This window comes from Neorhizobium petrolearium, assembly GCF_029854435.1.
Lineage (GTDB): Bacteria > Pseudomonadota > Alphaproteobacteria > Rhizobiales > Rhizobiaceae > Neorhizobium > Neorhizobium petrolearium.
This window is the reverse complement of record NZ_CP123000.1, coordinates 3,991,050-4,013,320: the sequence shown is the minus strand read 5'-3', so window position 1 is coordinate 4,013,320 and position 22,271 is coordinate 3,991,050. Positions and strand designations below refer to the sequence as shown.

Sequence of the window (22,271 nt, the reverse complement as noted above, 5' to 3'; positions counted from 1 at the left end):
GTGAAGATCGAGGGACAGTCACACTTCCGGCCTTTGGGCTTACCTTATTGGGGTTTTGCAGATCTCAACAAGGGAGTTGGAAGCATGACTGCCTCTTACGATTACCATATCGGCGTGGACTACCACAAATCCTACAGCCATCTGGTCGTCCAGGACAGCGGTGGCAAGACGTTGCGCTCCGGTCGGGTGAAGAACGACCGCCAGTCGCTCGGCGGGTTTCTGGAACGCTACCGCGACAACAGCCACGCGGTTGTCGAGGCGACCCGCAACTGGATGGTGATGTACGACTGGCTCGACGACATTTGTGATGATGTCGTTCTCGCCCACCCGTGGAAGGTCAAGGCGATTGCCGATGCCAAGATCAAGACCGACAAGATCGATGCGACGGTGCTGGCGCATCTGCTCAGGGCCGACCTGGTGCCGGAGGCCTGGGCGCCCAGCGAAAAGGCACGACAGCTGCGTGTCGCGCTACGCGAGCGGATGTTTTATGTGCGGCTGCGCACGATGGTGAAGAACCGCATCGTCACGGTGTTTGATCGCTATCCCGAGCAGACGGCGCAGTTGAAGAAGCTTGGTGATCTGTTCGGCAAGGCCGGCCGCATTCAACTTGCGCAGGTCAAGGTCTCGGAGATCGACCGCATTCAGATCGACCGAGGTCTTGCCTTCATCGGCGACATCGATGTCAGGATCAAACAGTCGGAAGCAACTATCCGGGCGATGACCAAAGCCAATGCCAATGTGAAGCTGTTGAAGACGATCCCCGGCATCGGCGAGTTCTTCGCCCGGCTGATCGATGCGGAGATCGATGACATATCGCGGTTTCGCAACCCGAAGAAGCTTGCCGCCTATGCCGGGCTTGTGCCGTCGACCTATTCGAGCGGCGGCAAGACCTTTCACGGCAAAATCATCAAGCAGGGCAACAAGTGGCTGCGCTGGGCCTTCGTCGAGGCGGTCGCCCCCGCCATCGCCAGCGATGCGCAGCTGCAGGCCCAATACGAGCATCTGAAGTTCAGAGGAGTGAACAAGGCGCGTGTGGCCATCGCGCGCAAGCTTTTGACGATCGCCTTCCAGATCCTGCGTGATCAGCGCGCCTATGAGCAGCGCGACACCAGCACCACGGAAGGCGCGTCGACAATATCCCGGTTGTCCTGATGAGTGGCTAGCGAGCCCGGTAAAACTGGGCTGCGCTCTTAAAGGAGAATGGGAAACCGGGAGCCGAACGCCATTCTGTGACCGAAGCTGACGCATCAGGGTCACGCATTGGAGCATGGTTCAAGACCGAAGGACGGGAACAACCTGTCCAGCGGAGGGAAGAGATTTAGCCGATCGGTCAAAACGCCGGTCAAAACATAACCGAACCCAAGGAAAAGCCGCCAACCGAAGGTGTTTTGCCCCTTGTGTTCTTTCATTGGAGATCCACCCATGATCAACCGCAGACTTCTTCTTGCCGCTGTCGCCGGCACCGCCATTCTCGCCGCCTTCGCCAGCCAGGCCCTGCCACTCGATGAACTGAGATTCAACGGCACAAGGAATGACATCGTAAAGGCGGACTACCGCGAGCACGAGAGCAAAGGCCATCGTGAGGGACATCGCCGCCACGGCGACGAGGACGGCCGCTACGCTGCCCACGACGATGATGATGATGATGATGATGATGACGAAGGCCGTGCTGCCTACGGCGATCGTGGCGCTCCCGTGCAGCAAATTACCAATCCTCCGGGCAACGGCCTCTTCATGCCCGGCAGCAAGCCGCGTGCCCAGATGAACTGACAAGTCCCGAACCGGAGAATAACAATGAGGATCAAATCCTTTCTGGCCATGCTGGCTGTCACAACCGCACTGACGGCGCCCGGTCTTGCGCTTGCAGGCGAGGTGACCTTCACCACCAATATGCGCAGCTACGGCGGAGACGGAGCCTATCTCGCCTATTACGTCACGGATGCGCAGGGCAAATATGTCGGCAGCCTGTGGATGGCCGGCGGCAAGGCCCGTTACTACGAGCACCTGAGCGGCTGGTATCGCGCCACAGGTGGCGACACGGGCGAAATCAGCGGCATTACCGGCGCCAGCGTCGGTTCCGGCCGCTCGCTCAAGATCACACTCGATCTTGCCGATACGCTCTTTGATGCCGGCTATCAGTTGCACATCGATTCCGCCGTCGAAGACATGCGCGACAGCCCCAACGAGGTTGTCGTGCCGTTGACCTCGGCCGGATCTGGCCAGGCGGCCACGGGCAGCCGCTACGTCGCCGACTTCACCTATACGCGTTAATCACGAAGGAAAATTGCCATGATCCGGTCGCTCCACCGCTGGTTCGGGCTGGTCGCCGCTGCGCTCCTCACAGTCATTGCCTTGAGCGGTACGGCACTTTCGGTCTTCCCGACCTCCGAGGCGCTCACTACCCCTGCCGCTCAGCAGATCAGCGTGGCCAAACTCGCCGCGCGGATCCAGGCCGTAGAACCCACGGTGGAGCAGATCAGGCGCGCACCGTCCGGCCGGATCACGGCATACTATTTCGATGGCGACCAACCGGTTTCCTCCGTCATCGATCCGGCAACGGGCACGCCCGTCGGCAGCGCCGACACATCCGGCCTCGAGCGGTGGCTTACCGATCTGCATCGCTCGCTGTTTCTCGGCGATACCGGCCGCCTCGTAGTCGCCGGTGGAGCAGCGGCGATGCTGACGCTGGCCCTCTCCGGTCTTTTGCTGCTGGCACGCCGCGCGGGCGGCTGGCGCCATATCCTGAAACCCGCCAAGGGTACGGGCGATAGACGCCTTCATGCGGTCATATCGCGGCTTGCGCTACCCGGCCTCCTGCTGTCGTCGCTGACGGCTCTCTGGATGACCGCCGCAACGTTCGGCTATCTGCCCGAGGGCGCCGGCGCTCCGCCCTTTCCGTCGGAAGTCAGCGGCGCTACGGGCATTCAGATCGCCTCGATAACCGTTCTGCAGGAGACCCCGGTCGGCACACTTCGTTCTCTCAGCTTTCCTGCTGCCGGCGATGCAACCGACGCGTTCACCATCAAGACGGATGCGGGCGAAGGCTATATTGACCAAGGCAATGGCGAACTGCTGGCCTGGAACGATGCGAACTGGTTCGATCGCGTGACGAATTTCCTCGCCATGCTGCACACAGGTCAGGGCATGGCCTGGCTCGGCCTGCTTCTCGGTCTCTCCGCGCTTTCCGTTCCCATCCTCTGCTGGACAGGCCTGGCCGTCTGGCTCAGGGGGCGTGGTGAACGGAGGGGAGCTTCGGCTCCAGCAAATCACGCCGACACCATCATTCTTGTCGGCAGTGAGGGCGGCGCGACCTGGGGCTTTGCCGAAACGCTTCGGAAATCCCTCTCCGAGCAGGGCATGCAGGTGCATGTTGGACCCATGTCGTCATTCAATCCGGCGCGATGGACCAGCGCCCGGCGGTTGATCTTGCTTGCCGCGACCTATGGCGACGGCGAAGCTCCGGCATCGGCGCGCGGCTTTATCGAGTGCTTCCGACGTACACCCGTCAGGCAGGGTCTTTCGCTTGCCGTTCTCGGCTTCGGCGACCGCAGCTTCCCCGCTTATTGCGGTTTCGCGGCCGACGTCGCCCGGGCCGCGGAAGAAAAGGGCTGGGACACGCTGCTGCCCTACGACACCGTGGATCGCCAGTCGCCACAGGATTTCGCCCGTTGGGGCCGCGATCTTGCCCGGACACTCGGTCTCGGCTTCGAGCTCAACCATCTGCCGACCAGACCGAAGGCCTGGGAACTGTCGCTGATCGCGCGCCGCGACTACGGCGCAAACGTTCAGGCGACCACCGTCATCCTGCGCTTTTCCCTGCCGAAGACATCCTTCCGGCAGCGCCTGACCGGCAAGGCGTTTCTTCGGTTCGAGGCGGGCGACCTGGTCGGCGTCCTGCCCGAAGGTTCGGACGTGCCGCGCTTCTATTCGCTCGCTTCGGGCACAAAGGACGGGTTCCTCGAGATCTGTGTCCGCAAGCAGCCGGGCGGCCTCTGTTCCCGGCAACTCACGGCACTTGAGCCGGGCCAGTCGGTGACCGCCTTCGTTCGCTCCAACCCGGGCTTCCGTCCGGCACGCGGTCGCAAGCCGGTCATCCTCATCGGTGCCGGTACCGGCCTCGGACCGCTTGCGGGTTTTGCCCGTGCAAACAAGGCGAGCCGACCCATGTATCTCTATTTCGGAACCCGCCATCCGGCGAGCGACGCCCTTTATGCGGAGGAATTGTCGAACTGGAAGACGGAAGGCCGTCTGGCGGACGTTGCCACCGCTTTCTCGCGAACCGCGAACCCGGCCTATGTTCAAGACATCCTGCGCAAAGACGGCGCAAGGATCGGCAAGCTGATTGCGGCGGGCGGCCAGATCCTGGTCTGCGGCGGTCGTGAGATGGCAGCGGGGGTGGCCACTGCTCTTTCCGATATCCTGGCGCCCCAAGGCGTCAGTCTCGCGACACTCAAGGCGGAGGGCCGTTATGCCGAAGACGTTTACTGATCTCACCCGTCATGCCCTGAACGGGCCTTCCATGGGGACCCGCTGGTCGGCGCTCTTCCACATGCCGGGCGACTTCAAGACCGTAGAAGTCCACGCTGCCATGGCGGACGCTGTTGCAGAGGTCGACCGGCAGATGTCCATATGGAAGCTCGAAAGCGATCTCAATCGCCTGAACGCTGCCGCATCCGGCGAATGGGTAGCCCTCCCCGAACACCTGATGAAGGTGCTCGGGATCGGTTTGGCCATCGGCGAAGCTTCGGGCGGAGCCTTCGACATCGGCATGGGCGACGCCGTCGCCGCCTGGGGTTTTGGAGTTGCAGAGGCTGACGAAACGGCAATAAAGGTTGCCCGCCTCGCACGCCGCAATCCGGCCTATGACATGCTGGAGCTAGATCCGGCCAATCAGCGAGCGCGCAAACATGCCGACATGCGCCTTGACCTCAACGGCATCGCCAAGGGCTATGGTGTCGATCGGCTGGCGGAAACCGCAAGCCAGCACGGCATAGAAGCGGGCCTTTTCGCGATCGACGGAGAGCTGCGCGCGCTCGGCAAGCAGCCGGATGGCAGAGGCTGGGCGATTGCGGTCGAGAAACCTGATCTTCACGAACGCGCCGCGCATTCCATAATTGAGCTTACGGATTCAGCTGTCGCTACATCCGGTGACTATCGCCATTGGGTGGACGTCGGCGGACGCCGCCTCTCCCACACAATGGATCCACGGCTCGGGATGCCGCTCAAAGAGCCACCCGCCTCGGCGACGGTGATCGCAGGAGATTGCACGAGCGCCGATGCCTGGGCGACCGCGATGATGGTTCTCGGCAAGCAGCAAGGGCTGGAATTAGCTGGGAAGCTTGGCTTGTCCGTGCTTTTCCTCTGTTACGACCGCCAAGGAGAAGAACCGACACCAGGTCCTCCTGGATGGTGAGTGACCTCGCAGGATTGGTCAACCTTCCGCTTTCGGCCGCCTTCCGGGCGTTGAAGGCATATTCCGGCAGTTCGTGCTGGATGCGGAGCGCAAATAGCTCACGGGGTGCGGTCCTTATGATCGTGTCCTCCATGCCGGCCGTGGCCGTGGAAGAGGTGCATGAGCGGGCAGGCCAGCAGGAGGAGGTATGGTGCGAGACCCAATGCATGGGCCCAGTGTTCGCGGAGGATGAAGAAAACGACGATGACGGCGAAGGAGGCCGCCATCAACAACCATACGCGGGATGAAGTCATAGGCGAGCACTCCTGAGCCTGAGGGAGTTGCCGATCACGCTGATGGAGGACAACGCCATAGCGGCAGCAGCGATGATGGGAGACAGCAGGATGCCAAAGGCGGGATAGAGGATGCCCGCCGCGACAGGGACGCCCGCTGCATTGTAGATGAATGCGAAGAAAAGGTTCTGGCGGATGTTCCGCATCGTCGTCCGGCTTAACTGTCGGGCGCGTGCAATACCCTGGAGATCGCCCTTCAGGAGGGTGACCCCCGCGCTTTCGATGGCCACGTCTGTTCCTGTACCCATGGCGATGCCGACATCGGCGGCGGCAAGCGCCGGGGCGTCGTTTACGCCGTCCCCGGCCATCCCAACGATCCGGCCTTCGCTACGAAGCCGGGCGACAATCTTGCTCTTGTCTTCTGGAAGAACTTCCGCCTCGACTTCCGAAATGCCGAGCTTGCGGGCAACGGCCTGAGCGGTCGTTTTATTGTCGCCGGTCAGCATCACCACCCGGACGCCTTCGGTGACGAGCTGTCGTACGGCTTCCGGCGTGGTTGCCTTGATGGGATCCGCGATGGCGAAAAGACCGATCAGGACACCGTCGGCGGCCATGAGGATCACCGTCGCGCCTTCGTTGCGAAGTTCCTCGGCTTTCGATGCCATGCCCGACACATCGATATGGGCCTCGGCCATGATCCTGTGGCTGCCGAGGACGAGCTTCCTGCCCTCGACAGTGCCCGTCACGCCTTTGCCGACTGGACTGTCGAAATCCTGGGCATCGCCAAGGGGAACGCTACGTTCATGCGCGGCATTGACGATGGCAAGCGCCAACGGATGCTCGCTCGACCGTTCCAGAGTGGCCGCAAGCCGGAGCAACTCTGTTTCGGAAATACCTTCGCACGGTTCGATTGCCGTGACCTTCGGTCGCCCCTCGGTCAAGGTTCCGGTCTTGTCCACAACCAGCGTATCGACCTTCTCGAAACGTTCCAATGCCTCTGCGTTCTTGATCAGCACGCCGAGCCTCGCGCCGCGTCCGACACCAACCATGATCGACATCGGGGTCGCCAGACCAAGCGCGCAGGGGCATGCGATGATCAGGACGGCGACAGCCGCGACCAGGCCATGGGCGAACTTGGGCTCCGGACCGATCAGCATCCAGGTAATGAAGGATGCGATGGCGATTGCGATCACTACCGGAACGAACCAGCCGGACACTTCGTCCGCCAGGCGCTGGATGGGAGCCCGGGACCTCTGTGCCTCGGCGACCATCCGGACGATCTGCGACAGCATCGTATCGCGCCCGACCTTTCCGGCTTCCATGACGAAGCCACCGGTCTGGTTCATCGTCCCGCCGATGAGTTTTGAACCGACCTCCTTGGTCACCGGCATGGATTCCCCGGTGATCATGGACTCGTCGATGGAGCTTCGTCCTTCCAGAAGGGTACCGTCGACTGGTATTTTTTCGCCGGGGCGAACGCGGAGCCTGTCTCCGACGGCCACCGCGTCAAGACCGATGTCCTCGTCGGCACCGTCAGCCCTCACGCGCCGCGCCATCTTGGGGGCGAGATCGAGAAGGGCACGGATCGCGTCGCCTGTCTGTTCGCGGGCTCGCAACTCCAGAACCTGACCGAGCAGCACCAGGACCGTGATTACGGCCGCTGCCTCGAAATAGACGGCGACCGCGCCTTCGGCGGAACGGAACGTGTCCGGAAAGATGCGCGGCAGGATTGTCGCCACGACGCTGTAAATCCACGCGACCCCAGTGCCCATGGCGATGAGGGTGAACATGTTGAGGTGGCGCGTCACAATGGACTTCCAACCCCGCTCGAAGAACGGCCAGCCTGCCCAGAGGACGACGGGGGTGGCTAGAGCCATCTGGATCCAGTTCGACGTTTGCGCACCGAGGAGCATGTGGAGGTTCGTCAGGTGACCGCCCATTTCCAGCGCAAGCACCGGAAAGGTCAGCATCAGCCCGATCCAGAAGCGACGCTGCATGTCGACCAATTCCGGGCTTGGCCCCGTCTCGACCGCAGGCATTTCCGGTTCAAGCGTCATGCCGCAGATGGGGCAGTTACCTGGTCCTATCTGCCTGACCTGCGGATGCATCGGGCAGGTGTAGACCACGCCTTCTCCGATAGAGGGTTGTGACGGAGCCTTTGCAGGCCCCGTCTTGTTCGTTTCATGCTGATGATCATGATCGTGGTGGGCATGTCCATGATGGTCGTGTGCCATGTCGGTCTCCTGATCAGATCGCGCCGTCATAGGTGATGAACGTCATCATACCCGTGGCCATATGATAGAGGTGATGGCAATGGAGCGGCCACCGTCCGGGATTGCGGGTATCAAAGTCGACGACGATCTCTGCCATCGGCGTCAGCATCACGGTGTCCCGGACGGCTCCGCTCAGGACTTGGCCGTTGATACCGACGACCTGGAAATGATGTCCATGCAGATGCATGGGATGGGCCATCATCGACATATTGCGCATGATGAGCCTTACCCGCCGGTCTTTGGCTACATTCAGCGGTTCGCTGGTTTCGAGGCTCCAAGTGTAGGTAGCCATGTCGCCGGTTAGTGCCATCACAAATTGATGGTCGGGCGACCGGGCGGCAAGAGGTGTCGCAGCCCGGAGTTCTTGCTCCAGGCCGAGGTCGAGAGCGGGACCGGTTCCCGAAGCTGTGGAGTCGATCTTTTCAACGGTCGCATCCCTGGTCGCGAGAATGATGCCGGTCTGCTCCCTTGCACCTTCGCGCAGTGCCAGGACCGGGTACGAACCGGAGCCTGGAGGAAGCTCCAGCCGGATGTCGAGGCGTTGACCCATCGAGATCGGGAAGTGGCTGGCCGAGATGGGCGCGATATCGATGCCGTCCACAGCTATAAGGCTGCCGACAACGCGTCCGGTATCGATGGTGAAGGCGGTGGCGGTTGCACCGTTGATGATCCGCAGGCGAACTCGGCCGCCGTTCTCGATCCTGACGACCTCCGGGTCGTCAAGGGTGCGGTCGTTTGCGAGATAGGCGTCGTATTCGATGTCGTTGAGGTCCATAGTCGACATGCCCATCCCCGGCGTGCCGTTCCTCGGCATCTGATGCTGACCGTGCATGTTCGTCATCATCGACATCATGGCTTGATGATCCATCGGCATTCCGCCGTGACCCGAACCGCTACCCTTCAGTCCCTCCAACAGTTCTTCGGGTGACTTGAAGGAGAAATCGTGAAGCAGGATGACGACCTCCTGTTCATCGCGGGCGCGATCCTCGGCAGTCCGCACGATCAGAGGTGCGGCGAGCAGGCTCTGTTCCTGCAGGGTGTGGGCGTGCATCCAATGGGTGCCGCCGGGACCGACAGGGAACTCGTAGTCCCGTATCTCCTTGCCGGGAAGCAGAGCGGCCGGATTGTCCGGAACACCATCCATCTGCCACGGCGGCGTCAGGCCATGCCAGTGGATGAGGGTGCCTTCGGATGTCTCGTTGATGAGGCGGACGTTGAAATCGGCGCCCGCGTCCAGAGTGAGGCCAGGGTTCCCATTGCGGTCAGCCAGTCCGAAGACGGACGCGGCCTTGCCATTGACCTCCAGGATTCTCCTTCCGATGACCAGATCAGTGGGAGCGGGATTTGCATAGGCGGGGGTGAAATTGAGGATAGGCGAGACGGCTGCCGCACTGGCCAGCGTCTTCAGGAATTGACGGCGATACATGATATGCCTCTCGATCTGTGTCGGCGTGCCGACAATGCTGATGAAGGAAGTTGGCTCACCGGTCAGGCGAGCATGTCATCAGGCAGCAGGTCGAGGAGGCTCCAGCCCGGGGGAAGGCACCTGTCCCAGGAGATGGTCGTGCAGTTCACCGAACCGGGCGATCATAGGTGTTTGCCGCACCGCGACGGTATTCCGCACCGGGATGATGAGGACACACGCGCCGCAGACATCAGCGCAGCAGGCTTTGTCCGCCGGAGCCGGCTCTCCTTTCGTGGAACGGTACTCCTCCACGTTGTTATGGCTGATGGAGGCGTGCTCGCTGGAGCAGGGCCGAAGCAACGCATGGGATGCCCCGGCACCGAAAAGAACGGCGACTGCGATGAGCGCCGCGACCGCACTCCAGATCAGCCTTTTCTGCATGCACAGATCCATTCTCAGCTCATTCCCGCCGCTGTCACATGCTAATAAAAACGGTTGCTGCCGGCTTTGACCTTCGTCAAACAGGCTGGCTGCCTACTAGATCCAGGATGGAGATGTTGAGCCTTCCAACAGGGGAAGGTCAAGAAGACCTTTGCGCCTGATTGACGCCCTCGGGACCGAATGGATATGGCGCAGGCAGGACGTCATTCTTGTCGAGGATTGCTATCTCGGCTGGCGGGAGTCGTTGCGAAATCTGGCAAGGCTTGTCGAGCCGGTGATTAACGAATAGCGCGCCGAGTCGCTTTCGTCCCCTCCACAAACAGGCAGGCTATCCTTGTTCCATCTTCTCGCGTCAATTCGCAGGCATATCGGAGGCTCTCCGATTTCTGAAGATATCTGAGACGGGCCGTCACCATTTCTCCAGGTACGATATTGCCCGTGAAGAAGGCATCTCGGCGGGTCAAGGAGCCGATTTCGTCGGGAAACCATGTTTCAACGGCGCGGTCTGCAATTGCCTGGAATTCCGCGAAATAGAACAGGCCGGCGCCGTTGAACTCCTGATGGGGGCTTGGCCTGAAGCTATGGCTGAGCAGAGCCGCATCGAACGGGATCGACATGCCGAGATGGCTCTCGGCAGTTCCGCGGCGGAAGGAGGCCGCCGTGGCTGCGAGCTCGCTCCTGGTAAACGGTTCGGCCAGTGCTCCCCAATGGCCCACTCTCGCCAATGTGCGGTTATCGCCCTCAACCGTGCGATGGACGAAAGCGGAAACGAGCTCCACTTCACCGATGCAGAAGCCGCGGATTTCCAGCCAGTGACGGCTGGACCATTGCGTCCGGGACACTTGTGCCACGGACGAGCGGATGGTCAGGACGTCATTTGCCGCGGCGAGTTCAAGGCGCGCCTTCCGCAGCGACGTCGCGCATAGGGAGGCATAAACCTCCCGACCATCGGGCGTTCGGAAGTCCGCGTTCTCCATGCCAAGCCGCATGGCCAGCAGCACCCAATGCCGGTGCCCCAGTTCCTTCATCAGCCAGGTCTCGGAAAGACCGTAAGGATTGAGGTGCGGCATTCCGAGAAGGACATGAGGTTCGAGCGCACGTTCCATCAGCTCGCGGGGAGAAGGCGCGTGTGGCGAGATATCGATGGCGAGGTGCAGCGTCAACGACTTGCCGCCTGCCTGAGCGCCGGCTGACCGGCTTCCAGATAATCGGCGAGATGGTCGACGACATGCTCGGCATCCTTGCCGACGGCGAGAAACCGACCGGACCCCCAGGTCCAGAGCCAGGGCAGGCCCAGCACATAGACGCCGTCGATGCCGGTCACCCCCCGCCGCTGGACGGGGTAGCCGGTGCCATCGAAGATCGGCAGGCCGACATAGGACCAGTCCGGACTGAAACCGGTCGCCCAGATGACTGAGGTTACGTTTTCGACCTTGAGATCCAGTTCGACGGGTTCGCTCGACGGCTCCCAGAGGGGCATGTAGACGCTTGCCGGCGGCGCATCGATACCTTTCTCGGCGATATGGCGGTCGATCAGTGCGTTGATGCCATTATAGACCCGGTCGGCCGCGTCCAGATTATCCTTCAGATTCGGTGAGAACAGCATTTTTCCTGCCGCCACGCCAGACATGCGGCCATAGAGCGACATGCCTTCCAGTGCAAACTTCCTGAGGTCGATGTCGCGTCCGCCATCGCGGCCGGTGAGGTAATGATTGGTGTCGTGCTTCTTTTTCGTCATGCCGTCATGTTCGACGGTGATGTCGTACTGGCCGACGTCGGAGAGCCAGTCGACGACGTCGCGGCCGCGGTAGAAGCGGGCGCAGCGCGGTGCGTTCCCGGTGACCATATGTACTTTGCGGCCGGCAAGATGCAGGTCCTCGGCGATCTGGCAGCCGGACTGGCCGGAGCCGACGACGACGACAGCGCCTTCCGGCAATTGGTTCGGATTGCGGTAATCGATCGTGTGGAGCTGAACGATCTCTTCCGGCAGGCGCTCGGCGGCGCGCGGGATCGCAGGCCGGCTATAAAGGCTGGTGGCGAGGATAACGCTGTCGGCGGTGACCATACCCGCCGAAGTCTCGACCTTGAAGAGATCGCCGATTTTTTCGACCGAGGTGACTGCCGTGCCTTCCAGAACCGGCGCATTCACCTTCTTCACGAAGCGGTCGACATAGGCAAGGATCTCGTCCTTGACCATGAAGCCGTGCGGATCGTCGCCGTCGTATGGATGATCGGGAAGCTGGCACTGCCAGTTCGGTGTCACGAGGCAGAAGGCATCCCAGCGTTCGTCCTTCCACTTGTGGGCAACAGTCTTTTTTTCGAAGACGACGTGATCGATATCGTGCTTCTTGAGATAATGGCTGGCTGAAAGCCCGGCCTGCCCGCCGCCGATGACGACGGCACTATAATGCGGCTTGAGGGACAAGGTCATTGGGAGAGATCCTTTCAGAGGATGAAGCTTTGGCAGCGGACACGCGCTTCGGCGTCGTTGAGGAAAAGTGCGCCGGCCGTCTCGATGCGGGCAAGCTGGCCGCGTGCGAGTGAGCAGGGATAGCCATATTTCGCTTCGACGCGATCGCTGGCGATGGTCAGCGCCTTGCGGCTCAAGTCGAGGAATTCGCGGATCGGGTAGGTCCGGCCCTCTTCAAAAAAGTCCTTGATGACCAGCGAAGGGGAATAGCAGGTTTCCTCCCGGCCATCCGGCCAGGCGATGACGAACCGCATTTCAGGCATTGGCAGCCTCCTTCAATGTCGCATAGGCGGAGAGATGGGCCTCGGCGACGCGGCGCCACGAGAACCGGCCAGCGACCTCCAGGCCACACGGGATGACGCGCTCGCGGATCCGCGGCACGAGGGAAAGCGCCATGGCTTCAGCGATCGATGCCGGATGATGGGGATCGCACCAGATCGCATCGTCGGCGGTGAGGTATTCGGTGAATGGCGCGATCGAAGAGACGATGACCGGCACGCCGCTCGCCATTGCTTCCAGTACCACCAGACCGAAACCTTCCTTCAGGGAGGGGAAAACCAAGGCATCGGCAAGCCGGTAGAGATTGGGCATATCATCGTCCGCGACGGGGCCGATCAGATGCACGGCGGCAGCATTATCATGCAGCAGGGCGAGCTCGGACCGGAACTCTTCCTGGTAACCGCTGTGATCGAGCAGCGAAGCTCCGCCCGCGACGACAAGCAGGGCATCGGGTCGAACGGCGAGGAGCTGGCGGAATGCCTCGAGAATGCCGATCGTGTTCTTGCGCGCCTCCACGCCGCCGATGCTGAGGAAGATCGGGCCCGGGGGCAGCTTCAGGCGGTCGCGGAGCGCCGTCTGCTCGCCGCTCCAGACAGGCGCGAAGCGTTCGACATCGACGCCGTTGCCGACAACGGTGGCGTTAAGCCCGCGGTCCCACAGCACCCGCTGCCATGCTGCACTGACGGTGAAGAAAATGTCCGCCGGATCGATGGAGCGGTCCTGCAGCTCCATCAGCCGGGGATCGGCAAACTGATCGATATGGTGGACGGTCCGGGCAAAGAAGGGGATGAGGCTATGTTGCTTGAGCGTCGCAAGCGCATTGCCGGAAATCCCGTCATGGGCGTGAAAGATATCAAAGTGGCGGGCTGCGGAGCTTTCGAAATGTCGTACATAGTCGGAGATCCGCCGTTCTACCATCGCCGTCATGTCCGCAGGTGCCGGCTCGACCGGAATGCACATGGTCCCACATGCGGGTGTGCGGAAGAAGCCCGTTCCCTTGGCATCCGGCGCATGCAGCACGACCTCGTGACCGAGAATGGTCAATGCCTCGGAAAGCTGCATGGCGTGTACCACGCCGCCGCGCGGATTGGTGGAATGGGCCAGCATGGCGATGCGGAGTGGGCGAATCATGCGGCATCCTCCCGTCGCCCAAGCCGCAGGAGCGGCGTTTCGGCATGGTCGCGGATAACCGCGCGGTTGCCATCGGCATTGATGGCGACCTCGCTGCCGGCAGTGACGGTGCCGATGACGGCGGCCACGATGCTGCGCGCGGTGAACTTCTGAAGAACGGCTTCGGCATTTTCCGCCGAGGTGGAGATCAGGTAGCCGAAGCTCGGGAAGGTGGCGAGCCAGCGGTCGAGCACAACACCATCCGGAACGGGAATGGCGGAAACATCGATCTCGATGCCGACGCCGGAACATTCCGCCAGCATGATCGCAGTGCCGGGAATGCCGCCCTGACTGATGTCCTTGGCGGCAAAAGCCAGCCCGGCCTCGGCGATTTCGGGCAGGATTTCGAGATCCCCGCGCAGTCGGGCAGGCGGGGCGTCTGTCGCCGCCTGCCAGTTGTTGAAAGGTTCGCGGTAACGACCACGATGGTCGATCGCGGCGATCAGCAGATTGCCGGGCTTTGCGTCGAAGCTGGTCAGCAGTTTTTTTGCCCGGCCGAGGATAGCGACGGACAACTGTCCGCGATCAGTGCGGATATTCGTGTGTCCGCCGACGATCGGCACGCCATAGGCCCTTGCCGCCGCCCGCAGCCCTTCCAGAACAGGAGTGGCACCCGCCTCGCCGTTCGCCCAGACAGCATCGACGACCGCGACCGGTCGTCCGCCCATGGCAGCGACGTCGGAGATGTTGACCATCACACCGCACCAGCCGGCGAACCAGGGATCGGCGGCGACGAATTCGTTGATGAAGCCCTCGATGGCGAAGAGGAGGAAGCCGTCACCATCCGGCAGCGCGGCGCAATCGTCGCCGACAGCAACCGGCTGGCCGGCAAGGCTAAGGCCGGCGGCGACCGTGCCGATATCCGCCTTGGCGGCGATGCCCGAAGAGGCGGCAAGTCTGGCGGCAAGCGCCGGGATATCGATCGCCGCCATGGTCATGCCGCCTTTTTCGGGAGGGCGACGAAGCCTGCTTCCGGCTTGGGGCAGGGCGGATACCAGGCGAGATCCGCCCTCATCCTGAGATGCGGCTTGCCGTAGATCTCGAATTCCTCGACCACGTCCCAGTGCAGGCGGCGGAAGAGCAGACCGTTCTGCACCTGCACATTGGCGAGGAAGGTATGGCAGCCCATGGCGTTGGCCGATGACACGGCGAGCTTGATGAGCGTTGCGCCGAGCGCACCGATCTTGCGGAAATCTGCATGTACCGCGAGCCGTGAGCCCCACCAGAGGCCAGGCTCGGCCTGATGGATGCGCACCGTGCCGACCAGCCTGTCGGCTGTGACGCCCATCATCGAGAGCGCGACGATCGGGATTGCTTGGTCGTCGATCGCATCACGATCGTCGCCGTCGAAGATCCTTTGCTCTTCGCAGAATACGGCGCGGCGGAGCGCATGCGCCTCCTGCCGCTCCCAAGCGGATCTCGCGAACTTCACCTGGAATTCGCCGGCCTGATAGGGTGCGAAGGGCTCGAAGATCATCTGGCCAGCATCCTTTCATAGGTGGAAAGGGCCGAGCAGGCGCCGCATTTGCCGCAGCCCGCCTTGATGTCGACAGCCTTCAGGCCGCCGTCGACCAGCATTTTCGAAAGGGGGGCGAGGATCGAATGCATGAAATCCGGCTTCGGCGCCGGTTGGCTTTCGAGCGGCGTTCCCGAGATGGGAACAAAAGGCACGACGAAGGGGTAGACGCCGATCGCCACCAGTTTCTCGCAGATGTCGAGGATCGCTTCGCGTGTGTCGCCGAGGCCGGCGAGAATATAGGTCGAAACCTGGCCTCGGCCGAAGATTTCCACGGCCGCCTTGAAGGATGCCATATATTTGCCGATCGAGACCTGCGCCTTGCCGGGCATGATGCGGGCGCGGACCTCCGGCGTGACGACTTCGAGATGCATGCCGAGCGCATCGACGCCTGCTCCCTTCATGATCGAAAACCAGATGTCGTCTTCCGGCGGTTCGCATTGCGCCTGGATCGGCAAGTCGACGGCCGCCTTGATGGCGCGGGCGCTTTCGGCAAGCACGGCCGCGCCGCGATCCGGTCCTTTCGGCGTGCCGGTCGTCATGACCATGTGCTTGACATCGTCCAACTCGACGGCGGCTTTCGCAACTTCCGCCAGTTGTTCCGGTGTTTTGCGGGCGATAGTGCGGCCGGCGGCCAGCGACTGACCGATGGCGCAGAACTGACAGGTTTTCGTGCGGCTTTGATAGCGGATGCAGGTCTGGAGCACGGTCGTCGCTAGTACATCGCGGCCGTGCAGAACAGCGATCTGCGAATAGGGAATGCCGTCTGCCGTTGAGCGTTCGTAGAAGCGCGGGCGGAGCGGGAACGAGACCTCACCGAGGATAAGCCCGTCGCGGCTGATGCGGCTCTTGCCCGTCTCGTCCGGTTTTTCGACGAGATAGGGGCTTTCGAAAGCCGGCGCTGTGTGGACCGGCACCATGACCGTCACGCCGTCTATGGTCATCGGTTTGTGGTCGGAAGGGCCGGCACCGCCCCGGCGGCTCTCGTGCCCTGCCTTCGGATCAACCAGCCTGGCTCCGAAGGACTGCAACTCGTTGATCAGGATCTCGGTCGGAAGACGCGTCGTCGTGGTGTCCATCGGTGCTGCTCCTAACGGGTGCGGTTTCGAAAGAATTCTGGGATGCGACCATCGGTGCCGCGGCGCGGCCGTCGATGACGAGATGCAGGAGTTCGGGGCGGGCATAGTGGCCGACCGAATCCATCATCCGCTTGCGCTTGACGATGAGGCTCATGTCGAGGTCGGCGATGAGGATGCCCTCGCCCTCGGTGATCGGCGGGGCGAGGTGTCTGCCTTCCGGCGAGACGATCGCCGTCATGCAGCCGCCGCGCAGCGCCTTCTGCAGGTCTTGGTCCGGTGTGATCGAAGCGATCTGTTCGTCGGTGAGCCAGCCGGTGGCGTTAACGACGAAACAGCCGCTCTCAAGCGCGTGGTGGCGGATCGTCACTTCCATCTGCTCGGCGAAGATCGGCCCCACCATAGAGCCCGGGAACTGGGCGATATGGATCTCCTCGTGCTGTGCCATCAGCGCGTAGCGGGCGAGCGGATTGTAATGCTCCCAGCAGGCGAGTGCGCCGAGCCGGCCAATGCTGCTTTCGACCACCGTCAGGCCGGAGCCGTCGCCCTGGCCCCAGATCATCCGCTCATGGAAGGTGGGCGTGATCTTGCGGCGCTTCAGGATGAGCTTGCCGTCGGCATCGAAGAGAAGTTGGGTGTTGTAGAGCGAGCCGTGGTCGCGCTCGTTGACGCCAAGCGCCACGACGATGCCATGTTCGCGGGCGGCGGCTGCGACCGCATCGGTCGCGGTGCTGGGAACGCTGACGGCTTCCTCATAGAGGCGCAGATGCTCGCGGCCGGAAAGGACCGGAGGCAGCACGAAGGAGAAATAAGGATACCAGGGGACGAATGTCTCGGGAAAGACGATGAGTTCCGCCCCTTTAAACGCCGCTTCGCGGATCGTTTCCAACACACGGGCAAGGGTTTTTTCGCGGGAGGTGAGGTCCGGCGCGATCTGCGCGGCTGCGGCCCTTACCATCGATTTCCTGGCGATCGTTTTGTTCTCCATGACGGAATCCTTCGGTTTCAGATGAAGGAGGCGGAGGAGACTCCGCCCCCCGCCGCTCAGAGCGTCCAGGTGTCGAGGATGAAGGCCCCGTCGCGGCGGTGGATGAGGATGAGGTCCAGCACGTCGAGCGGGCTGATCGGCGTAATGCCGGGGATCAGTGACGGTTCGCCATGACCGTAAAGCGCCTGCAGCGCAAACCGGCAGGCATAGACCTTGCCGCCTTCCTCCATGAAACCCTTGAGTTGGTTGTTGAAATTGAGGTGGCCGGGGAAGGCTTCCGAACCGAGTTTGGGGAAGCCGCGCTGCACGCCGAGCGTAACGCCAGGGCCGTAAAGCAGGACCGAGGTCTCGAAACCCTTCCGCTTGAGGCGCTTTGCCTGCAGCAGGTTTACGAGGCCGATCGAACCTTCGAAGGCAACGGTGTGGAAGGTGATGAGGGCTTTTTCGCCCTCCTTGGCCTGAACGTCTTCGAAGACCTTTTCCTCGTAGTCGACGAAAAAGTCCCCATCAGCATGGGCCGGTGCGGTAACTGCGGGCATGAATGGCTCCTGTGTTTGAAGTCAGGCCCCGTTGCGGGGTACTGCCATCCAATTGCAAGCACCGTGCCAATATTGAGTTTGCCTAAAATACAGTCAAAATACCAATTTTTACATTCAATTATGCGATCAATGGCGGGCGGCGGTTTTTGTATGGGCGAAATAACGAGCAGTTCCCTGCAAAAAACGAGATCAGTAATGAATGAAATGAATGCATTCAATATGCGATCATTGCGGTAGAGGTTTGCCGCTGTAGAGAAAGTTTCGCGCGTGCAGGGCGTGCGGTGCGGCGCAATGTCCGTTTTTTGAACGTGACATCGGTATAGGGCAACAATATACGGTCAATTGTACCTGATTTACCGGATGCCGCATGCCATGAAGACCTGGACACCCGATCTGACCCGCAGCAATGGCCCTCGCTATATGGCGATCGCCGATGTCATCGAGATGGATCTGAGAAGCGGGCACCTGGTTGTCGGGGACAGGCTGCCGCCGCAGAGGGATCTCGCCAGACAGCTCGAGATCGACTTCACCACCGTGGCACGCGGTTATCTGGAAGCACAGAAGCGCGGCCTCGTCAGTTCGCATGTCGGACGTGGAACTTTCGTCACCGGCGGTGCCGACAGGGAGCGTCGCGGCTTTGTTTCCGATGCGACTCCCGATCCCCGACGCACGTCCGTCGTCGACTTTTCCATGAACATGCCGCCGGAGCCTGATGATCCGGATCTCATTGCCCGCATGCGGGAAGGGCTTTCCGCCGTTGCCACAAACCTTGTCCCGCTTCTGCGCTATCAGGGTTTTGGTGGCGCGGGTATGGATAAGGAGGCGGCTGCCGCCTGGCTCAGCCGGCGTGGTCTGGTGCCCTCGCAAGAGCGTATCTTCGTGACCCCCGGCGCACATCCCGCGCTGCTTTCCATCTTCGGCATGCTGGCCAAGCCCGGCGAGACGGTGCTCTCGGAAAATATCACTTATCCGGGCATGCGCTCGATCGCTGCCCAACTCCGATTGAACCTCTCAGGCCTGCCGATGGATGAGGAGGGGATCATCCCTGCCGCTTTTGCCGAGGCCTGCGAGATGAGAAAGCCTAAGGCGCTATATCTCAACCCCACGCTTCAGAATCCGATGACGCTGACGATTCCGGAAAAGCGCCGGGAAGAGATCTGCGCGGTTGCGAGGAAATACCATGTTCCGATTGTCGAGGACGACGCCTACGGTTTCATTCCGCAGCATGCGCCGCCGCCGCTTGCAACGATGGCGCCGGATCTCACCTGGCACATCGGGGGGCTTGCCAAATGCATTGGCGCCGGTCTTCGGCTCGCTTATGTCGTGGCGCCGGATACCAAGGCTGCTTGGCCTTTCGTGAGCGCCATGCGCGCGAACAGTGTCATGGCTTCGCCGCTCTCGGTGGCGCTTGCCACCCGCTGGATCGAGGACGGTACGGCTGACAGTATCCTACGGTTCATTCGCGCGGAGGCGGCTGCCCGCCAGGAGCTTGTGGCTGATATTCTGCCAAAGGGAAGCTATCGCGGCGATCCGATCAGCTTCAACATCTGGCTGCCGCTGACCGGAGGATGGACCCGCTCCACCTTCGGCAGTCACATGCGCTCTTCCGGTATCGGCGTCGTAGCGAGCGATGCCTTCACCGTGGATGGCCCTGCGCCGGAAGCGGTCCGGGTGTGCCTCGGCGGCCCGATTCGGAGGGATACCCTCAAGGGCGCCCTCGAATTCATGGGGCATGCGCTCGAGAATTCGCCCGAAATGGCAGGCTCCTTTTTCTGATTCGATCCTTCATCATTGCGAGGCGTGATGCCCCAGGATGGCTGCGGCGTTCTGGCCAATCGACATATTGAATGCAGTCATGTATGAAAATGATTGCATTCAATGTGCTTGTTGAGTGGCTTTACAAGGAATGACGTCATGGACAACGAATGGCCTCCTCTCCCTCCGATGCAGACCGGTGTTCGCGGCCGTTGCCCGCGTTGTGGCCAAGGGCACCTCTTCAAGGGTTTCCTGACGCTCAATCAAAAGTGTGAAGCGTGCGGACTGGATTACTCATTCGCCGATCCGGCGGACGGTCCGGCTTTCTTCGTCATCTGCTTCGCCTGCGTGCCGAGCGTCCTTCTCGGTGTCTGGCTGGAGGTACAGTTCCAGGCGGCCTGGTGGGTCCACCTTCTGATCACCATCCCTTTCATGCTGCTGACCTGCATCCCGCCGCTTCGGCTGCTCAAGGGGTGGCTGGTGGCGAGCCAGTATTTCTACAAGGCGGAAGAGGGAAAGCCTGTTAGGATCTCGCCTTGAGGGTCAGCCGGGTGAAACCGTCAGAAGTAACCATGTTGGCGGCGAGTGTTCGGCACCTTGGCCTCGTCATTGCAGTCGAAGACGAGGCGTTTACATCACAACTCTCCTCGTAGCTCAATTGGTGCTGATCGAGCACCGATCCTAAAGCAGCATTCAGCCTGAAGCCCGCTTGCCAAGATGAGTAAGCACGATAACGCAGTCTATGCCGAGAGTTTCGTAGACAGCATTGTGGCGGGCCTTCTCGATATACCAGAGCACGACGGCAAAACAGCCAATGGCAGGCTGACGCAGGCGCAGACCGACAACCTGGTTTCGTGCTTGTAACAGGTGAACCGAGATCTTATGCCGCCAGAACTCAGCATGTCGAAACCGCCGTGCCCGATGTTGCCGAGCCTGGCGAGGAGCAGCCGTTGACGCGTGCTCCAGATCGGAACAGCCCATGTGCCGATAATGAGGGGATGGTAAGCATGAGGGGAGGCTATGCCCGAGAATCAGCCACCCGGACGTTTTAGGCGTGCCATGATGGTGCTGCAATGTTAGCGTCGACATGGGAGGCAACCAAAGGAGCTGACCATGTCGCAGTCGATACAGAATGCCGTAGGTGAAACACTCTACTACAGCGGTGCATCACGCGCCTGGTTCTCGGCGACCGGCTCAGGCCCCGTGCTTTATGGCACCGCCGGCAACGATTCGATATGGGGCGACAGTTCGGTCAATGTCACGATGCGGGGCGGTACCGGCGACGATATCTACTATCTCTATTCCAGCATCAATCGTGCAGTGGAAGCCTCGGACGCGGGTATCGACACCATCAATACCTGGATGAGCTATACGTTACCCGAGAACTTCGAGAACCTGACTGTCACGGGCAACGGCCGTTACGCCTTCGGCAACAATGCCGACAATATCATCTCCGGTGCTTCAGGCAGCCAGACGATCGATGGCGGTGATGGAAACGATGTCCTCATCGGCGGCGGCGGTTCCGACACGTTCATCCTCACCAGCGGCAACGGCAGCGACCTCATTGTCGATTTCAGCAGTGACGATACGATCCGATTGAACAGCTACGGGCTGTCGACGTTCGATCAGGTCCTCAGCCACGCCACGCAGGAGGGCGCCGACCTGCGGCTGGATCTTGGTGGCGGCGAGAGCCTTGTCCTTGCAGACACGACCGCCGACGATCTCAGTGCGGATCAGTTCCAGCTCACGCTCGATCGGTCGGCTCTCACGCTGACTTTCGCCGACGAATTCAACACCTTGTCGTTGCGCGACGGCGATGAAGGCACCTGGGATTCGAAGTTCTGGTGGGCACCCGAAAAAGGCAGTACGCTGCCCGGAAACGATGAACTGCAATGGTATATCAATCCCTCCTATGCGGGGACTGCCGCCGTCAATCCATTCTCGGTCGATAACGGCGTTCTAACCATCACGGCTGCTCCAACGCCGGATGCTCTCAAGTCGCAGATCGATGGCTACGACTACACATCCGGCATCCTCACCACGCATTCCTCTTTCACCCAGACCTATGGTTATTTCGAGATCCGCGCCGACATGCCAACGGAGCAGGGCGCCTGGCCGGCATTCTGGCTATTGCCCGAAGACGGTTCCTGGCCTCCTGAACTCGACGTCGTTGAGATGCGGGGGCAGGACCCAAATACCGTGCATGTCACTGTCCACTCAAACGAGACGGGCTCGCAGACCAAGGATTCCACGGCGGTCAAGGTTCCGAGCACGGATGGCTTCCACACCTACGGTGTTCTTTGGGGCGAGGACCAGATTGTCTGGTATTTCGACGACGTGGCCGTTGCGCACGCCGACACCCCCTCCGACATGCATGATCCAATGTATATGCTCGTCAACCTCGCGGTTGGGGGACTGGCTGGGACTCCGTCCGAGGATTTCAATGACGGAGCGGAATTCCAGATAGATTACATTCACGCCTATTCCCTGAATGATCAAACGGCGAATGACTTGCTCGTTTGAAATGCGCTCCCGTCACTCGTCGCCAGCGATGACGGTAACGGCTGGCGGGCCAGCCGTTTTCCCATCCGTTGGCGCCTTGTCGCTCGGGGGACCATCTTACCAAGTTTAGAGTCAGGAACAGCATGTCAGGGCCTGGATATTCGCAACTCGT

Annotated in this window: 21 protein-coding genes and 2 pseudogenes; 10 read left to right on the top strand and 13 right to left on the bottom strand. The window is 61.3% G+C overall.

Annotated elements, in window-relative coordinates; all coding sequences use genetic code 11:
* Positions 1 to 84: 84 nt before the first annotated feature.
* The 5 genes from QEO92_RS19590 to QEO92_RS19570 all read left to right on the top strand — a co-directional run bounded on the left by QEO92_RS19590 (position 85) and on the right by QEO92_RS19570 (position 5,413).
* On the top strand, positions 85 to 1,152 hold the full coding sequence (locus QEO92_RS19590; protein ID WP_210059136.1) for an IS110 family RNA-guided transposase: 1,068 nt from the start codon (positions 85 to 87) through the stop codon (positions 1,150 to 1,152).
* Positions 1,153 to 1,422: 270 nt separating this feature from the next.
* Positions 1,423 to 1,770, top strand: coding sequence for a hypothetical protein (locus QEO92_RS19585; RefSeq protein ID WP_227704135.1), 348 nt, complete (start codon positions 1,423 to 1,425; stop codon positions 1,768 to 1,770).
* A 30-nt stretch (positions 1,771 to 1,800) separates the two neighbouring features.
* Positions 1,801 to 2,271, top strand: coding sequence for a DUF2271 domain-containing protein (locus tag QEO92_RS19580; protein WP_227705220.1), 471 nt, complete (start codon positions 1,801 to 1,803; stop codon positions 2,269 to 2,271).
* An 18-nt stretch (positions 2,272 to 2,289) separates the two neighbouring features.
* Positions 2,290 to 4,488: a PepSY domain-containing protein gene (locus QEO92_RS19575; RefSeq protein ID WP_227704134.1), complete on the top strand. Its 2,199-nt coding sequence runs from the start codon at positions 2,290 to 2,292 to the stop codon at positions 4,486 to 4,488.
* On the top strand, positions 4,469 to 5,413 hold the full coding sequence (locus QEO92_RS19570) for an FAD:protein FMN transferase (protein ID WP_227704133.1): 945 nt from the start codon (positions 4,469 to 4,471) through the stop codon (positions 5,411 to 5,413). Before QEO92_RS19575 ends, QEO92_RS19570 begins: the two co-directional genes overlap by 20 nt.
* Positions 5,414 to 5,511: 98 nt before the next feature.
* On the opposite strand, the gene QEO92_RS19565 is transcribed toward QEO92_RS19570, so the two are convergent.
* The 4 genes from QEO92_RS19565 to QEO92_RS19550 all read right to left on the bottom strand — a co-directional run bounded on the left by QEO92_RS19565 (position 5,512) and on the right by QEO92_RS19550 (position 9,804).
* Positions 5,512 to 5,706: a DUF2933 domain-containing protein gene (locus QEO92_RS19565; protein ID WP_081952881.1), complete on the bottom strand. Its 195-nt coding sequence runs from the start codon at positions 5,704 to 5,706 to the stop codon at positions 5,512 to 5,514.
* Positions 5,703 to 7,919 carry a copper-transporting P-type ATPase gene (locus QEO92_RS19560; protein ID WP_227704132.1) on the bottom strand — a complete coding sequence of 739 codons (2,217 nt, stop codon included), beginning with the start codon at positions 7,917 to 7,919 and terminating at the stop codon, positions 5,703 to 5,705. Before QEO92_RS19560 ends, QEO92_RS19565 begins: the two co-directional genes overlap by 4 nt.
* A 13-nt stretch (positions 7,920 to 7,932) precedes the next feature.
* Entirely contained in the window at positions 7,933 to 9,384 is a 1,452-nt protein-coding gene (locus QEO92_RS19555) for a multicopper oxidase family protein (protein ID WP_227704131.1), read from the bottom strand.
* Positions 9,385 to 9,462: 78 nt separating this feature from the next.
* The gene (locus QEO92_RS19550; RefSeq protein WP_037153331.1) at positions 9,463 to 9,804 is read right to left on the bottom strand and encodes a hypothetical protein; all 342 of its coding nucleotides are present in this window, start codon (positions 9,802 to 9,804) and stop codon (positions 9,463 to 9,465) included.
* 199 nt (positions 9,805 to 10,003) lie between these two features.
* Between QEO92_RS19550 and QEO92_RS19545 the strand changes: the two are divergent.
* Positions 10,004 to 10,093 (top strand): annotated as a pseudogene (locus QEO92_RS19545) (toxin); the annotation flags it as partial.
* Here the strand turns inward: QEO92_RS19545 and QEO92_RS19540 are convergent.
* Genes QEO92_RS19540 through QEO92_RS19500 form a run of 9 tightly spaced genes read right to left on the bottom strand, consistent with a single transcriptional unit; the run spans position 10,083 to position 17,842 of the window.
* Positions 10,083 to 10,967 carry a Pnap_2097 family protein gene (locus tag QEO92_RS19540; protein WP_320443033.1) on the bottom strand — a complete coding sequence of 295 codons (885 nt, stop codon included), beginning with the start codon at positions 10,965 to 10,967 and terminating at the stop codon, positions 10,083 to 10,085. The pseudogene QEO92_RS19545 and the gene QEO92_RS19540 overlap by 11 nt on opposite strands.
* Positions 10,964 to 12,235 carry an MSMEG_0569 family flavin-dependent oxidoreductase gene (locus QEO92_RS19535; RefSeq protein ID WP_037153329.1) on the bottom strand — a complete coding sequence of 424 codons (1,272 nt, stop codon included), beginning with the start codon at positions 12,233 to 12,235 and terminating at the stop codon, positions 10,964 to 10,966. Before QEO92_RS19535 ends, QEO92_RS19540 begins: the two co-directional genes overlap by 4 nt.
* 14 nt (positions 12,236 to 12,249) lie before the next feature.
* On the bottom strand, positions 12,250 to 12,537 hold the full coding sequence (locus QEO92_RS19530; RefSeq protein WP_037153326.1) for an MSMEG_0570 family nitrogen starvation response protein: 288 nt from the start codon (positions 12,535 to 12,537) through the stop codon (positions 12,250 to 12,252).
* The gene (locus QEO92_RS19525) at positions 12,530 to 13,684 is read right to left on the bottom strand and encodes an MSMEG_0565 family glycosyltransferase (protein WP_227704130.1); all 1,155 of its coding nucleotides are present in this window, start codon (positions 13,682 to 13,684) and stop codon (positions 12,530 to 12,532) included. The genes QEO92_RS19530 and QEO92_RS19525 overlap by 8 nt, the downstream gene beginning before the upstream one ends.
* The gene (locus tag QEO92_RS19520; RefSeq protein WP_227704129.1) at positions 13,681 to 14,655 is read right to left on the bottom strand and encodes a sll0787 family AIR synthase-like protein; all 975 of its coding nucleotides are present in this window, start codon (positions 14,653 to 14,655) and stop codon (positions 13,681 to 13,683) included. Before QEO92_RS19520 ends, QEO92_RS19525 begins: the two co-directional genes overlap by 4 nt.
* A gap of 2 nt (positions 14,656 to 14,657) precedes the next feature.
* Positions 14,658 to 15,200, bottom strand: coding sequence for an MSMEG_0567/Sll0786 family nitrogen starvation N-acetyltransferase (locus QEO92_RS19515; RefSeq protein WP_227704128.1), 543 nt, complete (start codon positions 15,198 to 15,200; stop codon positions 14,658 to 14,660).
* Positions 15,197 to 16,318: an MSMEG_0568 family radical SAM protein gene (locus QEO92_RS19510; protein ID WP_227704127.1), complete on the bottom strand. Its 1,122-nt coding sequence runs from the start codon at positions 16,316 to 16,318 to the stop codon at positions 15,197 to 15,199. The genes QEO92_RS19515 and QEO92_RS19510 overlap by 4 nt, the downstream gene beginning before the upstream one ends.
* Positions 16,242 to 17,303: a Nit6803 family nitrilase gene (locus QEO92_RS19505; RefSeq protein ID WP_265105711.1), complete on the bottom strand. Its 1,062-nt coding sequence runs from the start codon at positions 17,301 to 17,303 to the stop codon at positions 16,242 to 16,244. Before QEO92_RS19505 ends, QEO92_RS19510 begins: the two co-directional genes overlap by 77 nt.
* Positions 17,304 to 17,359: 56 nt before the next feature.
* Positions 17,360 to 17,842, bottom strand: coding sequence for an MSMEG_0572/Sll0783 family nitrogen starvation response protein (locus tag QEO92_RS19500; RefSeq protein WP_037153320.1), 483 nt, complete (start codon positions 17,840 to 17,842; stop codon positions 17,360 to 17,362).
* Between the two features lie 372 nt (positions 17,843 to 18,214).
* On the opposite strand from QEO92_RS19500, the gene QEO92_RS19495 reads away from it, so the two are divergent.
* The 4 genes and pseudogenes from QEO92_RS19495 to eglC all read left to right on the top strand — a co-directional run bounded on the left by QEO92_RS19495 (position 18,215) and on the right by eglC (position 22,120).
* The gene (locus QEO92_RS19495; protein WP_227704126.1) at positions 18,215 to 19,618 is read left to right on the top strand and encodes an aminotransferase-like domain-containing protein; all 1,404 of its coding nucleotides are present in this window, start codon (positions 18,215 to 18,217) and stop codon (positions 19,616 to 19,618) included.
* 138 nt (positions 19,619 to 19,756) lie between these two features.
* Positions 19,757 to 20,137 (top strand): DUF983 domain-containing protein, encoded by a 381-nt coding sequence (locus QEO92_RS19490; protein ID WP_037153318.1) that lies wholly within the window; start codon positions 19,757 to 19,759, stop codon positions 20,135 to 20,137.
* 192 nt (positions 20,138 to 20,329) lie between these two features.
* Positions 20,330 to 20,452 (top strand): annotated as a pseudogene (locus tag QEO92_RS33265) (AraC family transcriptional regulator); the annotation flags it as partial.
* 258 nt (positions 20,453 to 20,710) lie between these two features.
* On the top strand, positions 20,711 to 22,120 hold the full coding sequence (gene eglC / locus QEO92_RS19485; RefSeq protein WP_037153316.1) for an endo-1,3-1,4-beta-glycanase EglC: 1,410 nt from the start codon (positions 20,711 to 20,713) through the stop codon (positions 22,118 to 22,120).
* Positions 22,121 to 22,271: the final 151 nt, after the last annotated feature.